We start from the raw sequence: 22,315 nt of genomic DNA on the forward strand, positions 1-22,315 counted from the left end.
CGCCAGCCGCCGCGTCGCCGGCACCCGCCATCTCGAGCTCGAGCTCGGCCGCAACCATCCCCATGTCGAGATCGAACTGCCGCCAGAACGCGCCAATGCCGGAGAACACAGCCGCATCGCCTTCAGGCCGACAAAGTGGAAGCTGTTCAGAGAAGCACAGCGGCTGACCGCGGCCAAGACCGCCAGCGCAGTTGAAACGTCCGAGGCGCAGGCCATGGAAGCGCCGGAAACCCAGCTCGCCGTTCAGCTTTAAGGGGCATAACGTCCAAGGTCGAACTCAGGAGATTTCGAGCGGCCAGACTTCGACGACGCCGTGGGCCACGGCACACGGCGTGCGCGAAACCAGTTCGATCGCCTCCGCCAGATCGGCGGCCTCGATCACCGCGAAGCCGGCAACTGGCAGCGACGATGACATGAACGGACCGGCTTTCGTTTCGGTGCCCGCCGCGTCGGCGTTGCGCACCTGGACCGGTGCACCCGCAATGCCCATCAGCGTTCCACGCTTCAGAAGCGCCCGATCCTGCGCGTGCGCCGCATCGCGAAGGGCTGGCGCCGTTCGCTCGTAACCGGCGCGATCTCCGTATCCGATTGTGATGAACTTCGGCATGACGATACGCCTCCAAACAACCCATGTTGAACCTGACCTCCACCCGGGTAGCTCCGACGGGTGAATTGACACCGCCGCCGTCAGGTCGTTCGCTGGAGAACGCGGCTCCACCGGAAAAGTTGCGACAGAACCGGTGCCCGCTCACAGCCCCGCATATAGCAAAGGAGGACGTCATGCCGACCATCATCGCCCATCACACCATCGCGAAAGGCGCGGACCACTGGCTGAAATCCCCGAAACGCAAGGAGCTGTTCGGTGCTCTCGGCGTCACCAACATCCGCACCTTCGTCGACCCGGAGGATCCGACCCGCGTCGGCGTCCTGATGGACGTTCCGGACCTCTCAGCCTTGTCGAAGGCGATGCAGAGCCAGGCTGCCGCCGACGCCATGGCCTTTGACGGCGTCGTGCCGTCGTCGCTCGTGATCCTGGTCGAAGCCTGACACCCTCACGTCGGCCATCCAGCTGCGCACAGGGACAGATTTACGGCACGTCTTAAGGCGGCGTCGCGGAGCTTGGCTTGTCCGCAGCGGCCGACGTTCGAGGTTTTTCCACTTGCCGCTACAATGCGGTACATATCGGCGCGAAGCCGGACACATCCGGGATATATGGTCCGCTCAATCTGCAATCGTTGCCTCACGAACCGAAGAAGGAACGATCGCATGAACCGCCGCATCCTCCAGACCATCGCCCTTGCCTTTGCGACAAGCGTCGTCGCCTTCGCCGCCGAGGCGGCCGACATCAAGAACATCGTTATCGTGCACGGCGCCTTTGCCGACGGCTCCGGCTGGCGCGAGGCGAGCGACATCCTTGAGCGCCGCGGCTTCAACGTAACCGTCGTCCAGGAACCGCTGACGTCGCTTGCCGACGATATCGCCGCGACGAACCGTGTTCTCGATCTTGAGGACGGGCCGACACTGCTTGTCGGGCACAGTTACGGCGGCATGGTAATCAGCGAGGCCGGCCATCACAGGAACGTCGAGGGTCTGGTCTATGTCGCGGCGTTTCAGCCAGACAAGGGCGAAGACATCGCAACGCTTGCCGGCTCCCAGCCGCCGGCGGCCAAGAGCATCAAGGAAACTGCGGACGGCAAGTACCTCTACTTCGATCCGCAGGCGTTTGCGGCCGATTTCGCCGCTGATCTTCCGAAAGCGGATGCGGACTTTGCTTCGAGAACGCAGGTCTTCGCCGCCAAGGAGGTCTTCACTGCCAAGATCGGCAAGCCCGCCTGGCGCGCGAAAAAGAGCTGGGCGATCGTCGCGACAGAAGATCGCGCCATCAATCCGGACCTCGAGCGAAGCATGGCAAAACGGGCCGGCAGCCAGGTGACAGAAATCAAGGCAAGCCATGCCGTCTTTGCCTCGCGGGCCGAAGAGGTCGCCGATGTGATCGAGACGGCTGCCAAGGGGGCCGGCCAATAACCCGAACCTACCGCCCCGGCGACCAGAGTGCGACCTGAGTGTGACCTTCGGCACTCAGGTCGCGTGCTCAAACTGTGGCCATGCCGCCAAACGCCTGTAACAATACCGCAGTAACAGGCCGTTGGTCACGCCTCCGTGCGGGCACCGTCTGCCCAGCAAAAGTCGCTACCGATCCCCTGGCTTGACAGCTCGCGCCGAACGGCGGCAAACTTCGCGCATGGGGGTGCGATCACCCCATGAGGCGCCAGCCGAAGCATCGCGTCCATAGAACCGCTCATCCGGAGGACGCGTCATGTCGTCATATCTTGAGATTTCCCCTGAAAAGCTTGCACGCCTGATCGGCACCCCGAACTGCCCGGCGCTGATCGATGTGCGGGTCGACGATGATTTCGCCGCCGATCCGCGCCTGGTTCCGGGCTCCCAGCGGCGTGACTATCGCAAGGTGCAGGACTGGATGGCGACGGTCGACCAGACTTCGACCGGAAAGACATCGGTCGGCCAGTCATCGGCCGGCAAGACCTCGGCGGTGATCATCTGCCAGCAGGGCAGGAAGCTCAGTCATGGCGTTGCCGCCTGGCTTCGGCATGCAGGCATCGCCGCCGACGTGCTCGACGGCGGTTTCGAAGCGTGGACAAGGGCCGCCTGCCCGGTGGTTCCGGCCTCGGCAATTCCGGATCGCGGCTCTGCCGGGCATACCCTCTGGGTCACGCGAGCGCGACCGAAAGTCGACCGCATCGCCTGTCCCTGGCTGATCCGTCGCTTTGTCGATCCGAACGCCGTCTTCCTGTTTGTCGCGCCCGCTGAAGTCGAACTGGTCGGCCAACGCTTTCAGGCGACGCCCTTCGACATCGATGCGCCCATCCGCTTCAGTCACCGAGGCGAGCTCTGCACCTTCGACGTCATGATTGAAGAATTCGGCCTGGCCACCGAGCCGTTGATGCGCCTTGCCACGGTCGTGCGGGCGGCCGACACAGCCCGTCTCGACCTTGTGCCGGAGGCAGCCGGCCTGCTCGCCGCATCACTCGGTCTGTCGCGCATGTTTGCCGACGACCTGGAACAATTGGAAGCGGGCATGCTGATCTACGACGCCTTCTATCGCTGGTGCCGCGACGCGACGAGCGAGACCCACAACTGGCCCTCGCCGAAAAAGGACGCCTGAGATGACCGATATCGCGGACAAGGCCGCGCCGGACACGGCGCGCCGTCAGGAGAGCCACGGCATTCCGTTTGGCGAAGCGGTGCGGGTCTGGGCGCGGATCGCGGCCTTGAGTTTCGGCGGCCCGGCCGGGCAGATCGCCGTCATGCACCGCATCCTCGTCGACGAGAAGCGCTGGATCGGCGAGCACCGTTTCCTGCATGCCCTCAACTACTGCATGCTCTTGCCCGGCCCCGAGGCGCAGCAGCTCGCCATCTATATCGGCTGGTTGCTGCATCGCACCGCCGGTGGCCTTGTCGCCGGCATGCTTTTCGTTCTGCCGGGGTTCCTTGCGATATTGGGGCTCAGCTACGTCTACGTCGCCCTCGGCGACCTGACCGCGGTCGAAGGCCTGTTCTTCGGCCTGAAGGCCGCCGTGCTCGCGGTGGTCGTTCAGGCCGTCTTCCGCATCGGCAGCCGGGCGCTGAAAAACAGGGCGATGATCGGCACTGCCGCTGCCGCCTTCGTCGCGATCTTTTTCTTCCGTATCCCTTTTCCGCTGATCATCCTTTCGGCGGGCCTGCTCGGCTACATCGGCGCCCGTTCCGGCTCGCCGCTGTTTCGCATCGGCGGCGGTCATAAGGGCGGTACGGGACCGATCCTTAGGGACGAAGATTCGGCTCTCGGCGAGCAAATACCGATCCATGCCCGTCCTAATCTTGCGTGGTCTCTGAAGATCTCCTGCGTCCTGCTTGCATTATGGCTCGTGCCACTCGCGCTGCTGGTCACCGTCTTTGGCTGGGACAATGTCTTCAGCCAGATCGCACTGTTTTTCAGCCAGATGGCCGTGGTCACCTTCGGCGGCGCCTATGCGGTGCTTGCCTATGTCGCCCAGGAAGCCGTCCAGCACTACGGCTGGCTGAAGCCTGGCGAGATGCTCGACGGGCTCGGCATGGCGGAGACGACGCCCGGGCCGTTGATCATGGTGGTGCAGTTCGTCGGCTTCATGGGCGCCTATCGCGATCCCGGCGCACTCAACCCGATGGCTGCTGCGACCTTGGGCGCAATGCTGACGACCTGGGTGACCTTCGTGCCGTGCTTTCTCTGGATCTTCCTCGGCGCGCCCTTCATCGAACGGTTGCGCGACAATGCCGCGCTCACCGGGGCAATGTCGGCGATCACCGCAGCCGTCGTCGGCGTCATTCTCAACCTCGCAGTCTGGTTCGGGCTGCACACACTTTTTGCGGACGTGGCCACATGGCGCCTCGGTCCGCTCACCCTCGACATTCCCGTGGCGCGTTCGCTGGTTCTGCCATCGTTGTTGCTGACACTTGCCGCCGGCATTGCCATCTTCCGCTTCCGGGTCTCGGTCATAGCAACACTTCTGGCCTGCGCGCTTGCCGGCATGGCCTTTATGCTCGCGACCACCGGATGAGGCGGCGGCGACCGAAGGAAACATGCCTCAGTCGTCCAAAACCGATTGCGGCAGGTGAAACCCCTCCGGCAGTTCGGTGCCATAGGTGTATTCGTCCTGGCGACGCGCCGGCGGCTCCCTGTGCTTGACGGCCAAGACGGCAAGCACGGCCTTCAGCCGCAAAGGTCCGTAAAATTCGACCGGGTCGGGAGGTGGATTCTGCTCGTTCGGTTGTCGCGCCATCGGTCTTTCCCCTGGAGGGCGGCTCGCCTTCACCGTGAGAGTGCCAGCCATTCGCCCCCACAGCAACCATTCGCGCCTGCTCGTGCGCCCGCCGCCTTTCACCCAACTTCGGCAACGCCCACACATGGCACGCAACGCTCCAGCGCCGCGCGTCTTTTCGAACGCGCAAAGCTCGCTGTAAAAGGTTCAAGTTCTGCATGTTTTTGTCGTTTAATCGGGTACCATTGAAGGAAACATGCAATAGGACCGGAACATGCAGGATCCCCTGGCGAAACTTGGCTTGAAACATCCGCTGATCGTCGCCCCGATGGCCGGCGGTCCCTCGTCGCCGGAACTCGTGGCAGCGTCGTCTTCCGCCGGGGCCCTGGGCTCGATCGGCGCGGCCTATTCAACGCCGGCGGGCATTGCCGATGTCGCCGAGAATGTGCGCACGCGCACCGACCGTCCCTTTGCCATCAACCTCTTCATCCCGCACCCGGCGCCACATATCAGCCTGATGCAGATCGAAAGGGCGTTAGCAGCGACGGCCCGATATCGCGCCGAACTCGGGCTGGCGACGCCGGATTTTTCCGGCCCTTACGAAGAGGCGTTCGATCAACAGTTCGAAGCCGTGCTGAAAGCCGGGCCCGCGGTTCTGAGTTTCGTGTTCGGCGTCCTTCCGGCCGAGCACATGCGGGCCGCCCACGCAAGCGGCATGCTGATCATCGGCACGGCGACGACGCCGGATGAGGCACAGGCGCTGGAAGAGAGCGGCGTCGATGCCGTGACCCTGCAAGGGTTCGAAGCCGGGGGCCATCGCGGCATCTTCGATCCCGACGCCGCCGACGGCGAGATCAGTCTTGAGGATCTGCTCTCACAGACTCGTCGCAAAGTGAAGGTCCCGCTGATCGCGGCCGGTGGTATCATGACCGCGGCCGATATCGCTGCTGCGCTTGCGAAAGGTGCGAGCGCCGTCCAAATGGGCACGGCGTTTCTCGTGACCGCGGAAGCAGGGACCTCGCCGCCCTACCGGTCGGCGCTCATGGGGTCTGATCGGGCGACACGGACAACGCGAGCCTTTTCCGGCCGGTTTGCGCGCGGGGTGGAAAACCGGTTCATGAATGAGATGGCGCCCGAGGCGGTGATGCCCTTCCCGGCCCAGAACAAATTCACCCGCGACATCCGCGCCGCCGCGACCGCAGGCGGATTGCCGGACTTTCTGTCCCTCTGGGCAGGAACCGGCAAGGGCGAACTCTGGCGGGGCCCGGCAGCCGAGCTGATCGGGTCGCTGTTTCCGCGTTGAACGCAGCGCCGCCGAGTTCCTGATATCGGGCTCCAGCCACCCGTATCGGACATGATGTCCGCTGCGCAAAGCCGCGAGATTGTGTCGAAATGTATCCACGTCCGCTTGCAATACATGCGCACGCAAGTCTGGATGTTCACAACACATCGACGACACATGCAAAGCGCCAATCGAACGCGAGCCTCGTAGTCTGTCGATTGATGGAGCGCCGCGTGGCGGTCGCTGGCGATAACTTGTAAGCAAGGAGAGCGCGATGGAGCATGTCGACCATGTCTTGATCGTCGATGACGACCGGGAGATCCGGGAGCTTGTGTCGAGTTACCTGAAGAGGAACGGGCTGCGCACCACCACAGTCGCCGACGGCCGACAAATGCGCGCTTTCCTCGAGGGCAACACCGTCGACCTTATCGTCCTTGACGTGATGATGCCCGGCGACGACGGTCTGGTGCTCAGCCGCGAGCTGCGCGCCGGCAGGCACAAGACGATCCCGATCATCATGCTGACGGCACGCTCGGACGAGATGGACCGGATCCTCGGCCTCGAAATGGGCGCGGACGACTACCTCGCCAAGCCGTTTTCTGCCCGCGAACTGCTTGCCCGGATCAAGGCCGTCCTCAGGCGCGCCCGCATGCTGCCGCCGAACCTGCAGATTTCGGAAGCCGGGCAGCTTCTGCGTTTCGGTACGTGGAAGCTCGACACCACGGCGCGGCACCTGATCGACGCCGACGGCACGGTGATTGCACTCAGCGGCGCCGAGTACCGCCTGCTTCGGGTGTTCATCGATCATCCCCAGCGCGTGCTGAACCGCGACCAGCTGCTCAACCTCACCCAGGGACGAGAGGCGGAGCTTTTCGATCGCTCGATCGACCTTCTGGTCAGCCGCGTTCGCCAGCGTCTCGGCGACGATGCCCGTGAGCCCAGCTACATCAAGACCGTGCGCAGCGAAGGCTACGTCTTTTCCGTGCCGGTCGAAATCGTCGAGGCACGGGAATGACCGTGACCGTGGACAAGGGTGCCTGGCGATTGTGGCCGCGCACACTGAGGGCGCGGCTCTTTGTCATCCTGCTTGCCGGCCTGACGATCGCCCATGTGATGTCGTTTGCCGTTCTGTTTTTCGAACGTTACACGGCCGCGCGGTCCGTGATGTTCAACACGCTCGAAAACGATATCGCCACCTCCATCGCTTTGCTTGATCGTCTGCCTGCAAGCGAGCGGGCGGCACTCCTTGGCCTGTTGGACCGCGACAACTATGGCTTCATCCTCGGCCCGGGCGTCCCGGGCAGCCCTGCGCTGGACCCGGCCGCCACCGAGCTCGCCTCCAGAATAGAGCGGGCGACCGGCCTTGAGCATCCGGTCAGGGTGGAGATGATCCCGGGCGGACAACGGCATCTCCAGGCACACCTGACCTTGAGCGATGGCGCGCCGCTGACGATCGACGTCTATCCGAAAGGCGTCATGCCGCTTGCCGACTGGTTGCCTTTCGTGCTCGCAGCACAGCTGGCGCTGCTCCTCGTCTGCAGCTGGCTTGCCATGCGGCAGGCGGTGCATCCGCTTGTCAACCTTGCTGCTGCCGCCGACACGCTCGACCCGAACCGAAACACCCCGCGCCTCAGCGAAACCGGGCCGACGGAAGTTGCCTATGCGGCAACTGCATTCAACGCGATGCGTGACCGGATCGCGCAATATCTCGAGGAACGCGTGCAGATCCTCGCCGCCATTTCGCACGATCTGCAGACGCCGATCACGCGCATGAAATTGCGTGCGGAGATGGCAGAGGATTTCGCCGACCGTGAAAAACTGATCCAGGATCTTGGCCAGATCGAGAGCCTGGTCAAGGAAGGCGTCGCCTATGCGCGCAGCGCCCACGGCAATGTCGAGAAGTCCACCAAGGTGGACCTCTCGTCGTTCATCGAGAGCCTTGCCTACGACTATCAGGATACCGGCAGACCCGTGACGGTGATTGACGTCGATGCTGGAACGATCACGACCCGGCCGCAGGCGCTCAAGCGCATTCTGACCAACCTGGTCGACAACGCCCTCAAATACGGTGGCAGCGCCGAGATCGAGGAACGACGGCATCCCGATGGCACAGTGGTCATCACCGTCGCAGACCGCGGACCCGGTATCCCCGTGGATCAGTTGGACGCAGTGCTGAAGCCATTCTTCCGCCTGGAAGAGTCCCGCAATCGCGACACCGGCGGAACCGGCCTTGGCCTTGCCATCGCCCAGCAGCTCGCAACATCGATCAACGGCACACTGTCGTTGCGAAATCGCGAGGGCGGCGGGCTTGTGGGGGAACTCGTTCTTCGGCAACTTCCAGACTGAAATGCACGCCGACAAAACGTCTTCTTCACAGAAGTTTGCCTGAATTTTATGATGTAACAACTGAGCATCATGAGTGACGCAGCAGCCAAAAGCGGCGGCCGAGACGGCCGCCGCTTCGATCTTTGCGTAGCGCCGGCTGAAAGCCGTCGCGTCGCTGCCTTCAGGCGATGCTGATCGTGACGTCGATGTTGCCGTGGGTCGCCTTGGAATAGGGGCAGGTCTGGTGAGCTGCCGCGACCAGGCGTTCGGCCACATCGCGATCGATCCCTGGCAGGCTGACGTTCAGACGCGCCTGCAGGAAGTATCCGCCGTCACGATTGCGCAGGTCGACTTCCGCGTCGACCGCAGTGTCGGCCGGCAGGGCGATCTTGTGCTGTGCCGCAGCCAGCCCGATGGCGCCGATGAAGCAGGCCGACCAGCCGGCGGCAAAGAGCTGCTCCGGGTTCGTGCCCGGACGGCTGCTGCCGGGTGAGGAAAGCTGGATGTCCAGGCGCCCATCATTGCTGCGCGATGCGCCCTCGCGGCCACCGGTCGTGTGGGTCTTGCCGGTGTACAGTACCTTTTCAGTGTCGCTCATGGTCTTGGTCCTTTCGACAGGATGGTGAAGCCGGGCCCAATTGCCCTTGCTGCTGTCGAAAGCCATGAAGCGCGCGCCGCGTGTATGGGATGTTTCTCGCAAGGACGGAAATGTATGAAACTTCGCGGTCGCGTAAGCGCTGATACAGTCCGATACGAATGCGGCGCCGGCCGGTGGCCTGCATTCCATGCGCCTCACGCGCACGCAAAAAGGCAGGATCGGGGGTGCGATCCTGCCTCGCAGTGCAAATGTGCGCGTCTCGGTTTTCGGGCTACGTCAAAACATAAGCAATATTCTGCACCACACTGAATTATCTATTTTTATCCCTGGAACCGATCGACATCGATGATCGCTTCGGCGAAGGCAAGCGGCGCTTCCTGCGGCAAATTGTGGCCGATGCCACCGGTGATCAGCCGGTGTTCGTACCTGCCGGAAAACCGCTTGGCGTAGGCGGCGGGTTCCGGATGCGGCGCACCGTTGGCATCGCCCTCCAGCGTGATGGTCGGGACGGTCACGGTCGGGAACCTGGCAAGCCGTTCTTCAAGAGCGTCATACTTCGCCTCGCCCTCGGCAAGGCTCAGCCGCCAGCGATAATTGTGGATCGAGATATCGACATGGTCAGGGTTATCGAGTGCAGCGGCGCTCCTGTCGAAGGTGGCGTCGTCGAAGTCCCACTTGGGCGAAGCAAGCTTCCAGATCAGTCGTGCGAACTCCCTGCGGTTCTCGCGATAGCCCTCATGGCCGCGTTTGGTCGCGAAATAGAACTGGTACCACCAGGCAAGCTCGGCCTGCGGCGGCAGCGGCTTCCTGTTGACCTCGCGGCTGCCGATCAGATAGCCGCTGACCGAAACCAGCGCCTTGCAGCGCTCCGGCCAAAGCGCGGCGATGATGTTGGCGGTTCTTGCACCCCAGTCACAACCGCCGATCACCGCCTTGTCGATGCCGAGCGCATCCATCAGCGCGATGATGTCTGTCGCGATCACCGCCTGCTGACCGTTGCGGGGCGTGTCGGACGAGAGGAACAGGGTGGTCCCGTATCCACGAAGATACGGCACGATGACGCGATAGCCTGCATTCGCGAGCAAGGGCGCCACATCGACATAGGTGTGGATGTCATAGGGCCAGCCGTGCAGCAGGATGACTACCGGCGCATCCGGAGCGCCCAGCTCGGCGTAACCGACATTCAACACGCCTGCATCGACCTGCCGGATCGACGGGAAGGTTCTGTTTGCGCCTGGCGCGACTTGCGGCAAATGGGGCTTTTCGGCACGGGCGGCTTGGGCGCGCGCCACACCTGGCGAAAATTGCGCCGCTGCAAGCGACAGGGCAAGCGCCCCGAGGAAGTGGCGGCGTGGGTGATTGATTCCGTCCGACATTGGCTATCTCCGCTGAAATGAACTGCCGTCATCCATGGAGGGCCCGTGTATCCGGGCGGTGTACCGAGCACCTCGATTTGAAAGCGCATGTAAGCCAGCGCACGGTTGATACATGCCGATACAATGATCCGCGCGCGCCATGCGTATCCTGTCAGGCCACGCCTTCGCGGGCATTGCGGCGGACCGTCTGCGGCGGTTGCCCGAGGGTCCGCAGAAAGGCACGACGCATGCGATCGCTATCGGCAAAACCAGTTTCCTCCGCGATCACGTCCATGGAGTGCCGCCCCTGCTCCATCATCAGGCGCGCGGCCTCCACTCTCAGATGTTCGACCGCCTTTGCGGGCGACTGCCCCGTTTCCGACCTGAAGGCGCGGCTGAACTGTCGCGCGCTCAAACCGGCGGCATCCGCCAGTTCCTCGACCGACAAAACACTTCGAAGGTTCGCCTTGGCGTAGTTGACCGATTTCTGGATGCGGTCCGACTTCGGATCCAGTTCCAGGAGCGCGGAAAACTGCGACTGGCCCCCGGCCCGCCTGTGATAGACGACCAGCTTGCGCGCGACAGCGCGCGCCACCTCCTCGCCATGATCCTTCTCGATCATGGCAAGCGCCAGATCGATGCTGGCAGTCATGCCGGCGGAGGTCCAGACACTGCCGTCGACGATGAAGATCCGGTCCTCCTCGACCTTGACCTCGGGAAACCGTTCCCGAAGCTGGCGGGCAAATACCCAGTGGGTCGTCGCGCGACGACCGTCGAGCAACCCGGATTCCGCCAGGATGAAGGCGCCCGTGCAGGGCGCTGCCACGCGTCTGGAGACCTCCATCGCGCGGCGGGCGAACGCGACCAGGCCGGGCGTAACCGGTTCGATCTCCGTCCCGGCCCCGAACATCACCGTATCGTAGACGGCGTCGCCGAAAGCCGCCGTGAGCACACCGAAACCGGCTGACGATTTAATCTCTCCGCCCGGCTCGGACAACAATGCGATGTCGTAGGCCCGTTCGCCAAGGGTCAGGTTGGCGATCTCGAATGCGGTCACCGCCGCGAAACCCATGAGCTGGAAACCTGGAAAGACGACATAGCCGATCCTGTGCATCTCACACCATCCTTATCTGGAATGGTTGCTTATAGCAGATGTGCGCCATGACGCATCCGCGGCGACGCCCGACCCTGCTCATGCAGGCAGAGGATGTCCGGCATGCTCGGCCACCATATGGGCCGCATACCAGTCCGGCCAATTGTGATCGTGCTCCCCGCCATTGCGCTTTTCGTGCTCGCCATGCGCAGCTGCCGCGCGACGCAGCGCCGCGGCAAGATCAGACACAGAGGTGAACGCGGTGACATCGCCGTCCACACGACCGGGCAACCGCGCGGTCACCTCCTGCAGCAGCCAACCGTTACCGTCTGGATCGCTGAAGGTGGCATAGGAGCGATAGCTGCGGCGCGCGGGATCGCGACCGGAGACCGCGGGCTGTCCCGGACCTTCGCGATGGAAGATCGGGCTCACCTCGGCGCCCCCGTCGACAAGCTGCGCGCGCGCAGCCTCGATATCCGAGACGACCAGGTAGAGACCGCTTGCCGATCCCGGCGCCGCCGATGTCAGGCCGGTTCCGAAATGGATGGACGCCGGCGACCCCGGCGGCGTGAACTGCACGACGCGAAACGTCTCACCGACCGGAAAGTCCGCGTCGAGCCGCCAGCCGAGACCGCTGTAGAATGCCTTGGCGCGATCGACGTCCGAGACGGGTATGAGCGCGACCTCGAACTTCAGATCAACGGTCGGCGCGTTCTGCTCATTGCCTGCTTTTGTCATGGCACTTCTCCTTGATTGGTTGGGACGGGCGCGCGCTGGCGCGCCCCCCTCTGTCAGCTCGGTTGACGCAAGGATTTGAAGGAGGCTCTCAGTTCATCGACCAGGGCCTCCGGCTGTTCCCACGCTGCAAAGTGTCCGCCCTTGGCAAGGCGATTGTAGTGGATGAGCTTCGGGAACGCTTTCTCCGCCCAGGAGCGTGGCGCCTGATAAAGTTCGTCCGGAAAGGCGCTGACGGCGACCGGTATCTGCACGCCCTTCGGCTGAAAGAAGGCGAGCTTGTTTTCCCAGTAGAGGCGCGCCGATGACACGGCCGTCTTCGTCAGCCAGTAGAGCGTGATGTTGTCGAGCACGTCGTCGCGGCTCAGCCCCTCCATCTTGCCGTCGAACACACGAGCGATCAGCTCGTAGCTGCGTGCGTCGTGGTCCAGCATCCAGCTGGCAAGACCGATCGGCGAATCCTCGATGCCGTAGAGGGTCTGCGGACGCTTGCTCATCTCCTGCGCATAGGCGAGCCCGTTGCGATAGAAGAAATCGAGCTGGCCGTAGGCGCGGCGCTCGTCGGCCGAGAGCTTTTCCGGTGCCGGCTCACCCGCGTCCAGGGCCTTCTGGATTTCCGCGGGAACGGTCGCGGGCATGTTGGTGTGGATGCCCAGCAAACCCTTGGGCTGTTGCAGCGCCATCTGCTCTGCCACTGCATCGCCCCAGTCGCCGCCTTGCGCCACGTAGTGGGTGTAACCGAGCCGCTGCATCAGCACTGCCCAGGCACGGGCGACCCGTACCGGATCCCATCCGCGCTCGCCCGGCTTTCCGGAGAAGCCGTAGCCCGGCAGCGACGGGATCACGACGTCGAAGGCGTCGGCCTCGGTGCCGCCATGGGCGGTCGGGTTGGTCAAGGGATCGATGATCTTGAGCTGTTCGATGATCGATCCCGGCCAGCCATGGGTGACAAGGACGGGCATCGCGTTCTTGTGCTTGGCGCGGACGTGGATGAAATGGATATCGACGCCATCAATGTTGGTGACGAACTGCGGCAGGCCGTTGAGTTTCTTCTCGACCCGCCGCCAGTCGTACTTCGTCGCCCAGTAGTCGGCAAGCTTCTGCATGGTGGCGCGCTGCACGCCCTGAGTGCCGTCCGAGACCAGTTCCTCGGTCGGCCATCGCGTGGCTTCGATCCGCGCCTTGAGGTCGGCGAGCGCTTCGTCGCTGGCGTGAAACTGGAAGGGCCGGATGGCCTCGTCCACCGCCGGCTTGGCGGCTGCGGCGATCTGGGCCTTGCTCGTCGGAGGTGCGTTTGCGGCATTGGCCGCAAGCGGGGGAAGCAGGATTGCGATCGCGCCTGACAGCGCGAAAGCTGCCAAGCGGTGGCTATGGGCATATGACAGACGGCGACTGGACATCATCATTCTCCTGGTTCGAGTTGAGGCGATGCCAGAGGCATCGCCGAGTACATCCGGGATGGGAGGGCCCCGGAGGCAGATCGGGGCTACGCCCCGATGTTGTAGCGAGCGGCAGGTGCGCTCCTTGAAAGGTTCGGCATCAGCTTCTGGCGGGCGGCCTCATAGAGCGCCCAGTCACCCGCATCCGGCAGCGCCGGGATGGTGATGAGTTCACCCTGGTCGAGACCGGAAAGTGCAGCGTCGACCATGTCTTCGGCGCGCATGACAATCTCGCTCGGAACATGCTCGATCGGCGTGCCGGCGATCGCCCAGAAATCGGTCGCAGTGGCTCCCGGCAAAACGGCCTGGATGCGGATGTTTCTTTCCGCGAGTTCCTTTTGCAGCGAGAGGGTGAAGGCGACCACGAAGGCCTTGGTGCCACCGTAGACGCCATTCAGAAGCTCCGGAGCCACCCCGACAATCGAGGCGATGTTGATGATCGTGCCGGCGCCGCGCGCGACGAACCCGGGCGCCGCCGCGTAGGTCAGCCGCGTCAGCGCGCTCACGTTGAGCGTGATCATCTCTTCCATCTTGTCGACATCGGAGGAAAGCAGAGGCTGAGTGGCGCCAACGCCGGCATTGTTGACCAGCATCGTAACGCTCGCATCTTCCCGGAGCAGCGTCTCGACCTGCTTCAGGTCGTCCCTGTTGCCGAGGTCGGCCGCCACGACCTCGATCGAGCGGCCAGTCTCGTCGGCGAGCTTTCGCGCAAGATCGTTCAGGCGCCCGCGGTTGCGAGCCACCAGGATCAGATCGTATCCGCGATGGGCCAGACGATCGGCATAGAGTGCGCCGATCCCTGAGGATGCGCCGGTGATCAATGCAGTGCCTTTGGTATGGGTCATTTCAAGCTCCTTGGCCTTGGGTTGGAGCCTTGATGGTAAGGCTGACGCGTCGTGTCTCAAATGTCATATTTCCAGCATTTTGCGCCACGACAGACACTTGAAAACTGCCACTGGGCTTAAAACGCGCCCGCAGGTTCAATGTCCGGAGCGTCAACCGGGAGCGCCGCTTCAAGCACCGGTGAAGGTTCGCGGCTCGTCAGGCTTGAGGCGCCGGAAAGCAACGCAAGCAGTCCGGGTTCTGCCGGATCACTGTCCCAGGCACAGGGCGCGGCCGCGAGGGCGGCGATGGCGAAGGCGGCTATGACGTTACGCATGGTCTGCTCCTGTTTTGTCGGGCACCGGGCTCAGCCGAGCTGGTCGCCAGTCTCGTGCCCTGGCGTATCTCCGTTGTGTTCGGGGAGCCGCGACTTTGTATCGGCATGTAGGGGACGAGCGCTTTGCCCCGGGAATGCCGGGCGGCGTGCGGTCGGCGGATCATCCGAAAGTGAATACGAAGGCTTCGGCCCCAGGTTTGAGGAAGCGGATGCTGAAGGTCCGCTCCCGTGCTTCGCCGGACTGGCGAACGAGCTGATAGAGACGGGTCTGCGTGATGTTGCCCTTGCCCGAAGCGTCGGTATCCGAACCGTGATCGGCCGCGGGTGGTGCTCCGTCGACAGTAACCTCGAAGGGAACAGGCTTGCCGCCCGCGCCCGGCCCGAGAACAAGATGCAAGTCTCGGGCGCGGAACCGATAGGTGATGCCGCCGCCTGCTTCATTGAGGCGCGCCTGCTCCGCGCCCACAGTCCAGTTGCCGCTAAGGCCCCACTCATTCAGCGCCGGCGCATTGACCGTGTAGCGCGCAGCGCTGTTGGCCGAGACGCCCTCCGGCGACACGAAGTTTTCGGCCCGCGCATAGCCGACATAGGTTTCGCCGGAGCTGAGCCGCGCAAGGTCGGGCGCGGCTTGCGCACCGCCGGCGTTCGGCTTGACCAGTTCGGCTTCCGCCTTCTTCTTGCCGGCCGCTTCCGCCAAAAGGTCCTGGATCACACGCTCGGAGCCCTCATAGTCGCCCTCCCCGAAATGGGTGTAGCGGATCTGGCCTTCGGCATCGATGAAGTAGTGGGCGGGCCAGTAGTTGTTGGCAAAGGCGCGCCAGATGGCGAAGTTGTTGTCGATCGCCACCGGGTAGGTGATCTGGAAATCGCGAACCGCCTGCTCGACATTGCCGATCTGCTTTTCGAAGGCGAACTCCGGTGCGTGCACGCCGATGACGACGAGACCCTGATCCCGGTACTTCTCAGCCCAGGCCCGCACATAAGGGATGGTGCGGATGCAGTTGATGCAGGAATAGGTCCAGAAATCGACAAGGACGACCTTGCCCCGAAGTTCGGCTGGCGTCAGCGGCTTGGAGTTCAGCCATTGCACGGCGCCGTCGAGCGACGGAAACATTCCCTCGATCGGCAGATCGCTGCGATAGGCGGCCTGCGGCGCGTCCTTCGCGGCCAGGGTCATACGGTTGCTGGCGACGTTCACAGGCGCCGGCCTGGCGCGCAGGCGGTCGAGGATCGACTGCTCCAGACCCGATGTGCTGGCATAGGAAAATTGCGCGAGCAAGCCTGTGTCGAGGCCAAGCGCGATCGCGGCAACGCCGGCCAGCACAGCCACGCCCAAGCCCTGGCGAATGCGATCGCCAAGGCCAAGGAACCGCTTCATCGCCGAAAACACGCGGGCGCCGGCAAGTACGGCAAGCGCCAGCGAGGTCGCAGCCCCCGCCGCATAGGCCACAAGCAGCAACGTGGTCTGAACATTTGCGCCGTTGAGTGCTGCGCCGGTCAGAACCAGCCCGAGAACCGGCCCGGCACAGGGCGCCCAAAGCAATCCGGCCGCGACGCCGAGCAGGATCGCGCCGCCGACATTGCCCTTCCCACCGCGGTTGGCCCGCATTGAAAGCCGGTTGCCGAGCGCAACCAGCGGACCGGTGACGAAAGTGGCGGCGCGTGTCGACAGCAAGGTCACGCCGAAGACGGCAAGCAGCGCGATCGCGGCATAACGGCCGTAGGCGTTTGCCTCAACCGCCCAGGTGCCGCCAAGCGCTGCAAGCGAGGCGATGCCCGCAAAGGTCACGATCTTGGCAAGCAGCATCGGCAGGATGCTGGTGGAAAAGGGTTGGCCTGCACGGGCAAACACAAATGGCAGCACCGGCAGGATACAGGGGCTGACGATCGTCAGCACGCCTGCAAGATAGGCCACAACAAAGAGGATCATCGTCGTCTCTCCGCACTGGATCAATGCCCGAGGCAGTGACCGCTTGATAGGTGCGGCAGAGGACCATCGCGACGTATCGCGTATGTTTCCGATCGGCGGAGATTTGTATCTCAGTGCAACAGGCTGTGGCGTCAGCCCCAGCTTCCAGAGACCTCGTGCAACGGTAGCTTGGCGCCGGTCGCGCATTCGGGGCGCCTGACGAATAATTTCATCAATATATTCCATCAGATATAACGCCGTGCCATAGTGCGTCGCGATACGTTCCCCTCTTTCATCGTGGCCTATATGTCGAAATTTGTTGCGCTGTTTTTTTCACTCACGCTCGGCCTGATCTCGGCGACCGCCGAGGCACGCACCATCACCGATGCCACCGGCCGGAAGGTCGAGGTTCCCGACACCATCACCCGCGTGCTTGCCGCCGGCCCGCCGGCCTCGGTGCTGACCTATGTGCTGGCACCCGACAAGCTCGCCGGCTGGGTGCGGGAGCCCACGGATGAGCAAAAAGCATATCTGATGCCTTCTGTCCGGGATCTGCCGACCTATGGTCAGCTGACCGGCAAGGGCGGCAGCGCCAATGTCGAGGCTGTGTTGGCCGCAAAGCCGGATATCATCCTCGACGTCGGCACGGTCAACGACACCTACCGCTCACTCGCCGACAAGGTGCAGGCGCAGACCGGCATACCCTACGTGCTGATCGACGGAAGCTTCGCCAAGAGCGGCCAGACGCTGCGTGAAGTGGGCGCGCTTCTTGGCGTTGCCGAACGCGCCGAGACGCTTGCCGCTTACGCCGACGGCCGGATCAAGGATCTGAACGACACCCTCGCGAAAATTCCCGCCGATCAGCGGCCGCGCGTTTACTACGGTCGAGGCCCCGAGGGTCTTGAGACCGGCCTCTCCGGCTCGATCAATGTCGAGATCCTGGAGGCTGCCGGCGCCACGAACGTCGCAGCCGCCGCCGGCAAGGGCGGCCTGACAAACGTTTCGCTCGAGCAGGTTCTGTCGTGGAAACCGGATGTCGTCATCGCCGCAAGCGGCAAGTTCGCTTCCGCTGTCAAGAAGGATCCGCTGTGGGCCGATCTCAAGGCCGTGAAGGACGGCCGGGTATTCGTCGCCCCGGGATTGCCCTATGGCTGGTTCGATTCACCGCCGGCGATCAATCGCCTGATCGGCGTGGCCTGGCTGCAAAAGCTCTTCTATCCGACGAGCTTTAAGGCTGACCTTCGGACCGAGACCCGCGACTTCTACAAGCTGTTCTACCAGGTCGACCTGTCGGACGAGCAACTGGCAACGCTCCTCAAAGGGGCCTTGCCGTCATCGAAATGAGCGGCAGCGAACAAGCGCCGGAGATGGCCACCCGAGTCGGCGGTGGCGGTCTTTGGCTGGCTCTCGCCGGGCTCGTGCTTCTGGCTGTCCTTTCGATGGCGGTCGGCAAGTATGCCGGCCCGGTCGACATTATGCGTGCCCTGCGGGCCGCGGTTTCCGGAGAGGCTGGCGATCCCTTGCTGTCGACGGTGCTCTGGAACGTCCGGCTGCCGCGCGTTGCCGGCGCGCTTCTGATCGGTGCGGCCCTTGCTGGGGCTGGCGCCACCTATCAGGGGCTCTTTCGCAATCCGCTCGTGTCACCCGACATTCTGGGGGTTTCCGGGGGCGCAAGCCTCGGGGCGGTCGCCGGCATATTCCTCTCACTGCCGGTGCTGGCCATACAGGCGGCAAGCTTTGCCGGTGGCCTGCTTGCCGTCGCTGCAGTTTATGCGATCGGCGTCACGATCCGCGGCCGCGATCCGGCCCTGACACTGGTTCTCGCGGGGATCGCAATCGGCGCCATCGTCGGGGCCGGCATTTCTCTGATCAAGATCCTCGCCGACCCCTACGACCAGCTGCCGGCCATCACCTACTGGCTGCTCGGCAGCCTGACCGCGTTGACGCGCCTTGACGTCGTGTCGATCCTGCCCGCCCTGGTCATCGGTCTTGTGCCGCTGGTGCTGCTGCGCTGGCGCATGAACCTGATGACGCTTGGAGACGAAGAGGCTGAGACCATGGGCATCGACACGCGGCTCACACGTGCTCTTCTGATCGCCGGGGCAACGCTGATCACGGCCGCCGCGGTCTCCGTCAGCGGCATCATCGGCTGGATCGGTCTCGTCATTCCCCATATCGCGCGCATGCTGGTCGGGCCGGACTTCCGCCGCCTGTTGCCGGCTTCCATGATTTTCGGCGGCGCCTACCTGCTCGTCGTCGACATGCTGGCGCGCAGCATTGCGCTGATCGAAGTGCCGCTCGGCATCCTGACCGCTGCCGTCGGCGCGCCGTTCTTTCTCTGGCTGCTCGCCTCCGGACGGAGGGCGTGGCAATGACCCTCGACATCAGGGACCTTGCCTTTGGCTATGGTCAACGAACGGTTGGCGCCGGCATTTCGCTGTCGCTCGCCGCCGGCGAAGTGCTAGGCCTGCTCGGCCCGAACGGCGCCGGCAAGACGACGCTGTTCAAGACCGTCCTCGGACTGTTGCCGGCGAAGGCCGGCAACGTCCTTCTCGACGGCAAACCGCTTTCCGCCTGGCCGCGACGGGAGCGCGCCAAGCGGATCGCCTATGTCCCGCAGGCGCATGCCGCACTCTTTCCGTTCACCGCGCTCGAGGTGGTGCTGATGGGACGTGCCCCTCACCTTCAGCCCTTTGCCTCACCCGGCCACCGCGATCGACGGATTGCGTGGGATGCCCTTGCAAGCCTTGGGATGGAGCATCTCGCCCAGCGCGCCTACACTGAAATCAGCGGTGGCGAGCGCCAGATCGTGCTGATCGCGCGGGCACTCGCGCAGGAACCATCGATCCTTGTCATGGACGAGCCGACGGCCAATCTCGACTACGGCAACCAGATGCGGGTCCTGTCGCACATCCGGGCCTTGGCGGGCCGCGGGCTGTCGATCGTTCTGTCGACTCACAATCCGGACCACGCCTTCCAGGTCGCCGATCGGGTCGCCCTTCTTCACGCCGCGACGATCATCGCACTCGGCCGCCCTGCCGAGGTGCTGACATCAGCGGCACTTCATCAACTCTACAATATCGACGTGGTGGTCGGTTCGATCGAAGGCAGTTCAGCCCGTCTTTGCGCGCCGCGCACCACCACGCTCGATAGCGCGAAAGGAACAGGCCATGGTCCGTGAAAACGAAATTCGCCGAAACGAGGTGGCCACGGATCCGCCTGAGGCAACCGATGCCGGGCTCGTGTTCATCGGCCGGATATCGACACCCTGGACATCGCGCATGGAGACGCCGCGCCAGGGGCGCCAGGACGGCCCCGTCTGCCGCATCGAGATTTTCGAGCCCTGGGTCCTGGCGCTCACGGGGGTCGACGCCTTCGAGCGGCTCGAAATCCTCTACTGGCTCGACCGCTCGCGGCGCGACCTCGTGCTCCAGAGCCCGGCCAGCAACGGCGAAGTGCACGGCACATTTTCGTTGCGCTCGCCGGTGCGACCAAACCCGATCGGCACCTCGATCGTCAAGCTCGAAGCGGTGGAGGGCGCGACGCTTCTCGTGCGCGGCCTCGATTGCCTCGACGGCACGCCACTGCTCGATCTCAAGCCGGACCGGACCCTTTTCAAGCCAATCGCGCCCCCGCAGCGCGGCGATTTCGAAACAGACGGCAACTTGGCGCCCCATTGCCAGAAGGCTTAGCCGTCTGAGCGCGCGGGGTCTTGAGGGCGCCGTGGCGCCCAGACTGTTTCATTGTTTCTTCGAAACAGTGAAGCAGTCTATCTCTTTGAAAGAGTGCAATTCCGGTTCCTGGAATGGCTCTGACCCGTAGCCGCCGGCCCCGCGTCAGTCGATGCCGACCATCACGTCCGAGGCCTTGATGACCGCATAGGCTTCCACGCCGACCTTCAGGCCGAGTTCGTCGACCGATTCGTTGGTGATTGCTGCCGTCACGATCGAGCCGCCGACATCGATGCGGACATGGGCGGTGGTCGCGCCCTTGACCACTTCGACGATCTTGCCCTTGATCCGGTTGCGTGCGCTGATTTTCATACGGTTCTCCTTTTTGCTTGTTCGGACGTTCGCGGTCATTGCATCCGCCTGCCCGGCCGGACGGATGTAACCCGGATAGGGGCTGCGAATAGCCGCGTCCGATGCGAAACAGTATCATCGCTTGCCGACTCCATCCCACCACTAGCGCCGCGTCAATCCCGGAGTGTGATCCAGACAGGCGCATGGTCGCTCGCCCCTTCCATGCCGCGGACGTCCCGATCGATACCGGCATCGGTCAACTCGTCTGCAAGCACACGGCTCAGCAGGATATGGTCGAGCCGCAGGCCAGCGTCCCGCTGCCATCGGTTGCGGCGGTAATCCCAGAAGGTGAAGAGCTGCTGCTGCGGATGGATGGCGCGCAGCGCGTCAAGCCAGCCGTGTCCCAGCAGCTTGCGAAATGCTGCGCGGCTTTCCGGCTGGACAAGCGCGTTGTCGTCATAGGAACGCGTCGGATAGATGTCGCGCGGCTCCGGCACGATGTTGTAGTCGCCGGCAAGCACGACAGGCAGATCAGCGTGGGCAAGGTCGGATGCATGGCGAAAAAGGCGGTCGTGCCAAGCGCGCTTGTAGTCGAACTTCGGACCCGGCTGCGGGTTGCCGTTCGGCGCATAGAGACATGCGACCAGAACGCCGCTGACCGCCGCCTCGATATAGCGGCTCTGCTTGTCGGAGGGATCGCCTTCAAGTCCCACGCGGGTAAGAACCGGCTGGCCTCCGCGCGCAAGAATTGCCACCCCGTTCCAGGCCGACTGCCCATGCCAGACCGCCCCATAACCTGCGGCCTCGATGGCCTTGTGCGGAAACTCGGCGTCGGTCGCCTTGAGCTCCTGCAGGCAGACGATATCCGGCTTGCTCTCACCAAGCCAGGCGGTCAGGTTTTCCAGTCGCCTGACGACGCCATTGATGTTGAAGGTGGCGATCCTCATGGCAGCGGCACCATCACGGCGTCAGCCGGCCGGCCCAGCTGGCGACTGCATCGGCCATGGTCTTGAGGTGGTCAGCGGTCGAAAAGCCGGAAATGCTCTTGCGCGGCTTGAGATCGTGGTCGCCGTCTTCGAGCCACAGGATTTCGATGGCGTCCGAAAGACGGTAGCCCGAAACCTCCTCCCGCGTGCCGAATTCATCGCGGGTTCCCTGACAGATCAAGGTCGGTGTCTTCAAGTCTGCGAGATGCTTCGTGCGCAACTGTTCCGGTTTCGCCGGGGGATGGAACGGGTAGCCGAGGCAAAGCAGCCCGGCGATCCGGCGGCTTGCATGAAGCTCGTCGGCGATCATGCTGGCAACCCTCCCGCCCATCGACTTGCCTCCGATGATCAGCGGACCTTCCACACCCAGCGCCTCGATCGCCGCCAGATACTCGGGATTGAGCGTGTCGGCGCGCGGGGGCGGCTTGCGGCCTTCCATGGTTCGCCGCGCCGCCATGTAGGCGAACTCAAACCGGGCAACGCGAAATCCCGCGGTGGCAAGCGCCTTGGCGGTGGCATTCATCGAGGCAGAGTCCATCGGCGCACCGGCGCCATGTGCAAGAAGGATGGTCGTGCGCGCATCCTCCGGACCGTCGAACAGAAACTTCTCGCCCAT

General features: G+C 63.7%; 25 protein-coding genes. 12 read left to right on the top strand and 13 right to left on the bottom strand.

Annotated elements, in window-relative coordinates:
* Positions 1-253, top strand: a 253-nt coding sequence (locus VGO12_RS10190; RefSeq protein WP_327512630.1) for a TOBE-like domain-containing protein, incomplete at its 5' end; no start/stop codon positions are given.
* Between the two features lie 24 nt (positions 254-277).
* Here VGO12_RS10190 and VGO12_RS10195 read toward each other — a convergent pair.
* Positions 278-607, bottom strand: coding sequence for a YciI family protein (locus tag VGO12_RS10195; RefSeq protein ID WP_327512631.1), 330 nt, complete (start codon positions 605-607; stop codon positions 278-280).
* A gap of 173 nt (positions 608-780) precedes the next feature.
* Between VGO12_RS10195 and VGO12_RS10200 the strand changes: the two genes are divergently transcribed.
* The 4 genes from VGO12_RS10200 (at position 781) to chrA (ending at position 4,595) form a co-directional block, all read left to right on the top strand.
* Positions 781-1,047 (top strand): hypothetical protein, encoded by a 267-nt coding sequence (locus tag VGO12_RS10200; protein WP_327512632.1) that lies wholly within the window; start codon positions 781-783, stop codon positions 1,045-1,047.
* A 219-nt stretch (positions 1,048-1,266) separates the two neighbouring features.
* Positions 1,267-2,025, top strand: a complete 759-nt coding sequence (locus tag VGO12_RS10205; RefSeq protein WP_327512633.1) for an alpha/beta hydrolase — start codon at positions 1,267-1,269, stop codon at positions 2,023-2,025.
* A 292-nt stretch (positions 2,026-2,317) separates the two neighbouring features.
* Complete coding sequence (locus VGO12_RS10210) at positions 2,318-3,184, top strand: sulfurtransferase/chromate resistance protein (RefSeq protein WP_327512634.1); 867 nt, start codon at positions 2,318-2,320, stop codon at positions 3,182-3,184.
* Position 3,185: 1 nt separating this feature from the next.
* A complete protein-coding gene (gene chrA, locus VGO12_RS10215) occupies positions 3,186-4,595 on the top strand; it encodes a chromate efflux transporter (RefSeq protein WP_327512635.1) in 1,410 nt (469 codons plus the stop codon).
* Positions 4,596-4,622: 27 nt separating this feature from the next.
* On the opposite strand, the gene VGO12_RS10220 is transcribed toward chrA, so the two are convergent.
* On the bottom strand, positions 4,623-4,817 hold the full coding sequence (locus tag VGO12_RS10220; RefSeq protein WP_327512636.1) for a hypothetical protein: 195 nt from the start codon (positions 4,815-4,817) through the stop codon (positions 4,623-4,625).
* A gap of 253 nt (positions 4,818-5,070) precedes the next feature.
* Here VGO12_RS10220 and VGO12_RS10225 point away from each other — a divergent pair, with 253 nt between their 5' ends.
* The 3 genes from VGO12_RS10225 (at position 5,071) to VGO12_RS10235 (ending at position 8,424) form a co-directional block, all read left to right on the top strand.
* Positions 5,071-6,099, top strand: coding sequence for an NAD(P)H-dependent flavin oxidoreductase (locus VGO12_RS10225; protein ID WP_327512637.1), 1,029 nt, complete (start codon positions 5,071-5,073; stop codon positions 6,097-6,099).
* 253 nt (positions 6,100-6,352) lie between these two features.
* Complete coding sequence (locus VGO12_RS10230) at positions 6,353-7,093, top strand: response regulator (protein ID WP_327512638.1); 741 nt, start codon at positions 6,353-6,355, stop codon at positions 7,091-7,093.
* Positions 7,090-8,424, top strand: coding sequence for a HAMP domain-containing sensor histidine kinase (locus tag VGO12_RS10235; protein WP_327512639.1), 1,335 nt, complete (start codon positions 7,090-7,092; stop codon positions 8,422-8,424). The genes VGO12_RS10230 and VGO12_RS10235 overlap by 4 nt, the downstream gene beginning before the upstream one ends.
* 160 nt (positions 8,425-8,584) lie before the next feature.
* Here VGO12_RS10235 and VGO12_RS10240 read toward each other — a convergent pair whose 3' ends face one another.
* From VGO12_RS10240 to VGO12_RS10275, 8 genes are all read right to left on the bottom strand, one after another.
* On the bottom strand, positions 8,585-9,001 hold the full coding sequence (locus VGO12_RS10240; RefSeq protein ID WP_327512640.1) for an organic hydroperoxide resistance protein: 417 nt from the start codon (positions 8,999-9,001) through the stop codon (positions 8,585-8,587).
* A gap of 320 nt (positions 9,002-9,321) precedes the next feature.
* On the bottom strand, positions 9,322-10,377 hold the full coding sequence (locus VGO12_RS10245; protein WP_327512641.1) for an alpha/beta hydrolase: 1,056 nt from the start codon (positions 10,375-10,377) through the stop codon (positions 9,322-9,324).
* Between the two features lie 151 nt (positions 10,378-10,528).
* Positions 10,529-11,470: a GlxA family transcriptional regulator gene (locus VGO12_RS10250; RefSeq protein WP_327512642.1), complete on the bottom strand. Its 942-nt coding sequence runs from the start codon at positions 11,468-11,470 to the stop codon at positions 10,529-10,531.
* 78 nt (positions 11,471-11,548) lie between these two features.
* Complete coding sequence (locus VGO12_RS10255) at positions 11,549-12,187, bottom strand: VOC family protein (protein ID WP_327512643.1); 639 nt, start codon at positions 12,185-12,187, stop codon at positions 11,549-11,551.
* 53 nt (positions 12,188-12,240) lie between these two features.
* On the bottom strand, positions 12,241-13,584 hold the full coding sequence (locus VGO12_RS10260) for an epoxide hydrolase family protein (protein WP_327512644.1): 1,344 nt from the start codon (positions 13,582-13,584) through the stop codon (positions 12,241-12,243).
* A gap of 86 nt (positions 13,585-13,670) precedes the next feature.
* A complete protein-coding gene (locus VGO12_RS10265; protein WP_327512645.1) occupies positions 13,671-14,468 on the bottom strand; it encodes an SDR family oxidoreductase in 798 nt (265 codons plus the stop codon).
* Positions 14,469-14,584: 116 nt separating this feature from the next.
* Positions 14,585-14,782, bottom strand: a complete 198-nt coding sequence (locus tag VGO12_RS10270) for a hypothetical protein (protein ID WP_327512646.1) — start codon at positions 14,780-14,782, stop codon at positions 14,585-14,587.
* A gap of 160 nt (positions 14,783-14,942) precedes the next feature.
* Positions 14,943-16,712 (bottom strand): cytochrome c biogenesis protein DipZ, encoded by a 1,770-nt coding sequence (locus VGO12_RS10275; RefSeq protein WP_327512647.1) that lies wholly within the window; start codon positions 16,710-16,712, stop codon positions 14,943-14,945.
* 285 nt (positions 16,713-16,997) lie between these two features.
* On the opposite strand from VGO12_RS10275, the gene VGO12_RS10280 reads away from it, so the two are divergent.
* The 4 genes from VGO12_RS10280 to tsaA are packed head-to-tail and all read left to right on the top strand — an operon-like array spanning position 16,998 to position 20,383.
* A complete protein-coding gene (locus VGO12_RS10280; RefSeq protein ID WP_327512648.1) occupies positions 16,998-18,035 on the top strand; it encodes an iron ABC transporter substrate-binding protein in 1,038 nt (345 codons plus the stop codon).
* A 23-nt stretch (positions 18,036-18,058) separates the two neighbouring features.
* On the top strand, positions 18,059-19,066 hold the full coding sequence (locus tag VGO12_RS10285) for an iron ABC transporter permease (RefSeq protein WP_327512649.1): 1,008 nt from the start codon (positions 18,059-18,061) through the stop codon (positions 19,064-19,066).
* On the top strand, positions 19,063-19,872 hold the full coding sequence (locus VGO12_RS10290) for an ABC transporter ATP-binding protein (RefSeq protein WP_327512650.1): 810 nt from the start codon (positions 19,063-19,065) through the stop codon (positions 19,870-19,872). Before VGO12_RS10285 ends, VGO12_RS10290 begins: the two co-directional genes overlap by 4 nt.
* Positions 19,862-20,383, top strand: a complete 522-nt coding sequence (gene tsaA, locus VGO12_RS10295; RefSeq protein WP_327512651.1) for a tRNA (N6-threonylcarbamoyladenosine(37)-N6)-methyltransferase TrmO — start codon at positions 19,862-19,864, stop codon at positions 20,381-20,383. The genes VGO12_RS10290 and tsaA overlap by 11 nt, the downstream gene beginning before the upstream one ends.
* Before the next feature lie 144 nt (positions 20,384-20,527).
* Here tsaA and VGO12_RS10300 read toward each other — a convergent pair whose 3' ends face one another.
* The 3 genes from VGO12_RS10300 to VGO12_RS10310 all read right to left on the bottom strand — a co-directional run bounded on the left by VGO12_RS10300 (position 20,528) and on the right by VGO12_RS10310 (position 22,315).
* Positions 20,528-20,734: a TOBE domain-containing protein gene (locus tag VGO12_RS10300; RefSeq protein ID WP_327512652.1), complete on the bottom strand. Its 207-nt coding sequence runs from the start codon at positions 20,732-20,734 to the stop codon at positions 20,528-20,530.
* A 152-nt stretch (positions 20,735-20,886) separates the two neighbouring features.
* Complete coding sequence (gene xth, locus VGO12_RS10305; RefSeq protein WP_327512653.1) at positions 20,887-21,660, bottom strand: exodeoxyribonuclease III; 774 nt, start codon at positions 21,658-21,660, stop codon at positions 20,887-20,889.
* A 13-nt stretch (positions 21,661-21,673) separates the two neighbouring features.
* Positions 21,674-22,315, bottom strand: a complete 642-nt coding sequence (locus VGO12_RS10310) for an alpha/beta family hydrolase (protein ID WP_327512654.1) — start codon at positions 22,313-22,315, stop codon at positions 21,674-21,676.

Source organism: Ensifer sp. (assembly GCF_035999135.1).
Classification (GTDB): domain Bacteria; phylum Pseudomonadota; class Alphaproteobacteria; order Rhizobiales; family Rhizobiaceae; genus Ensifer.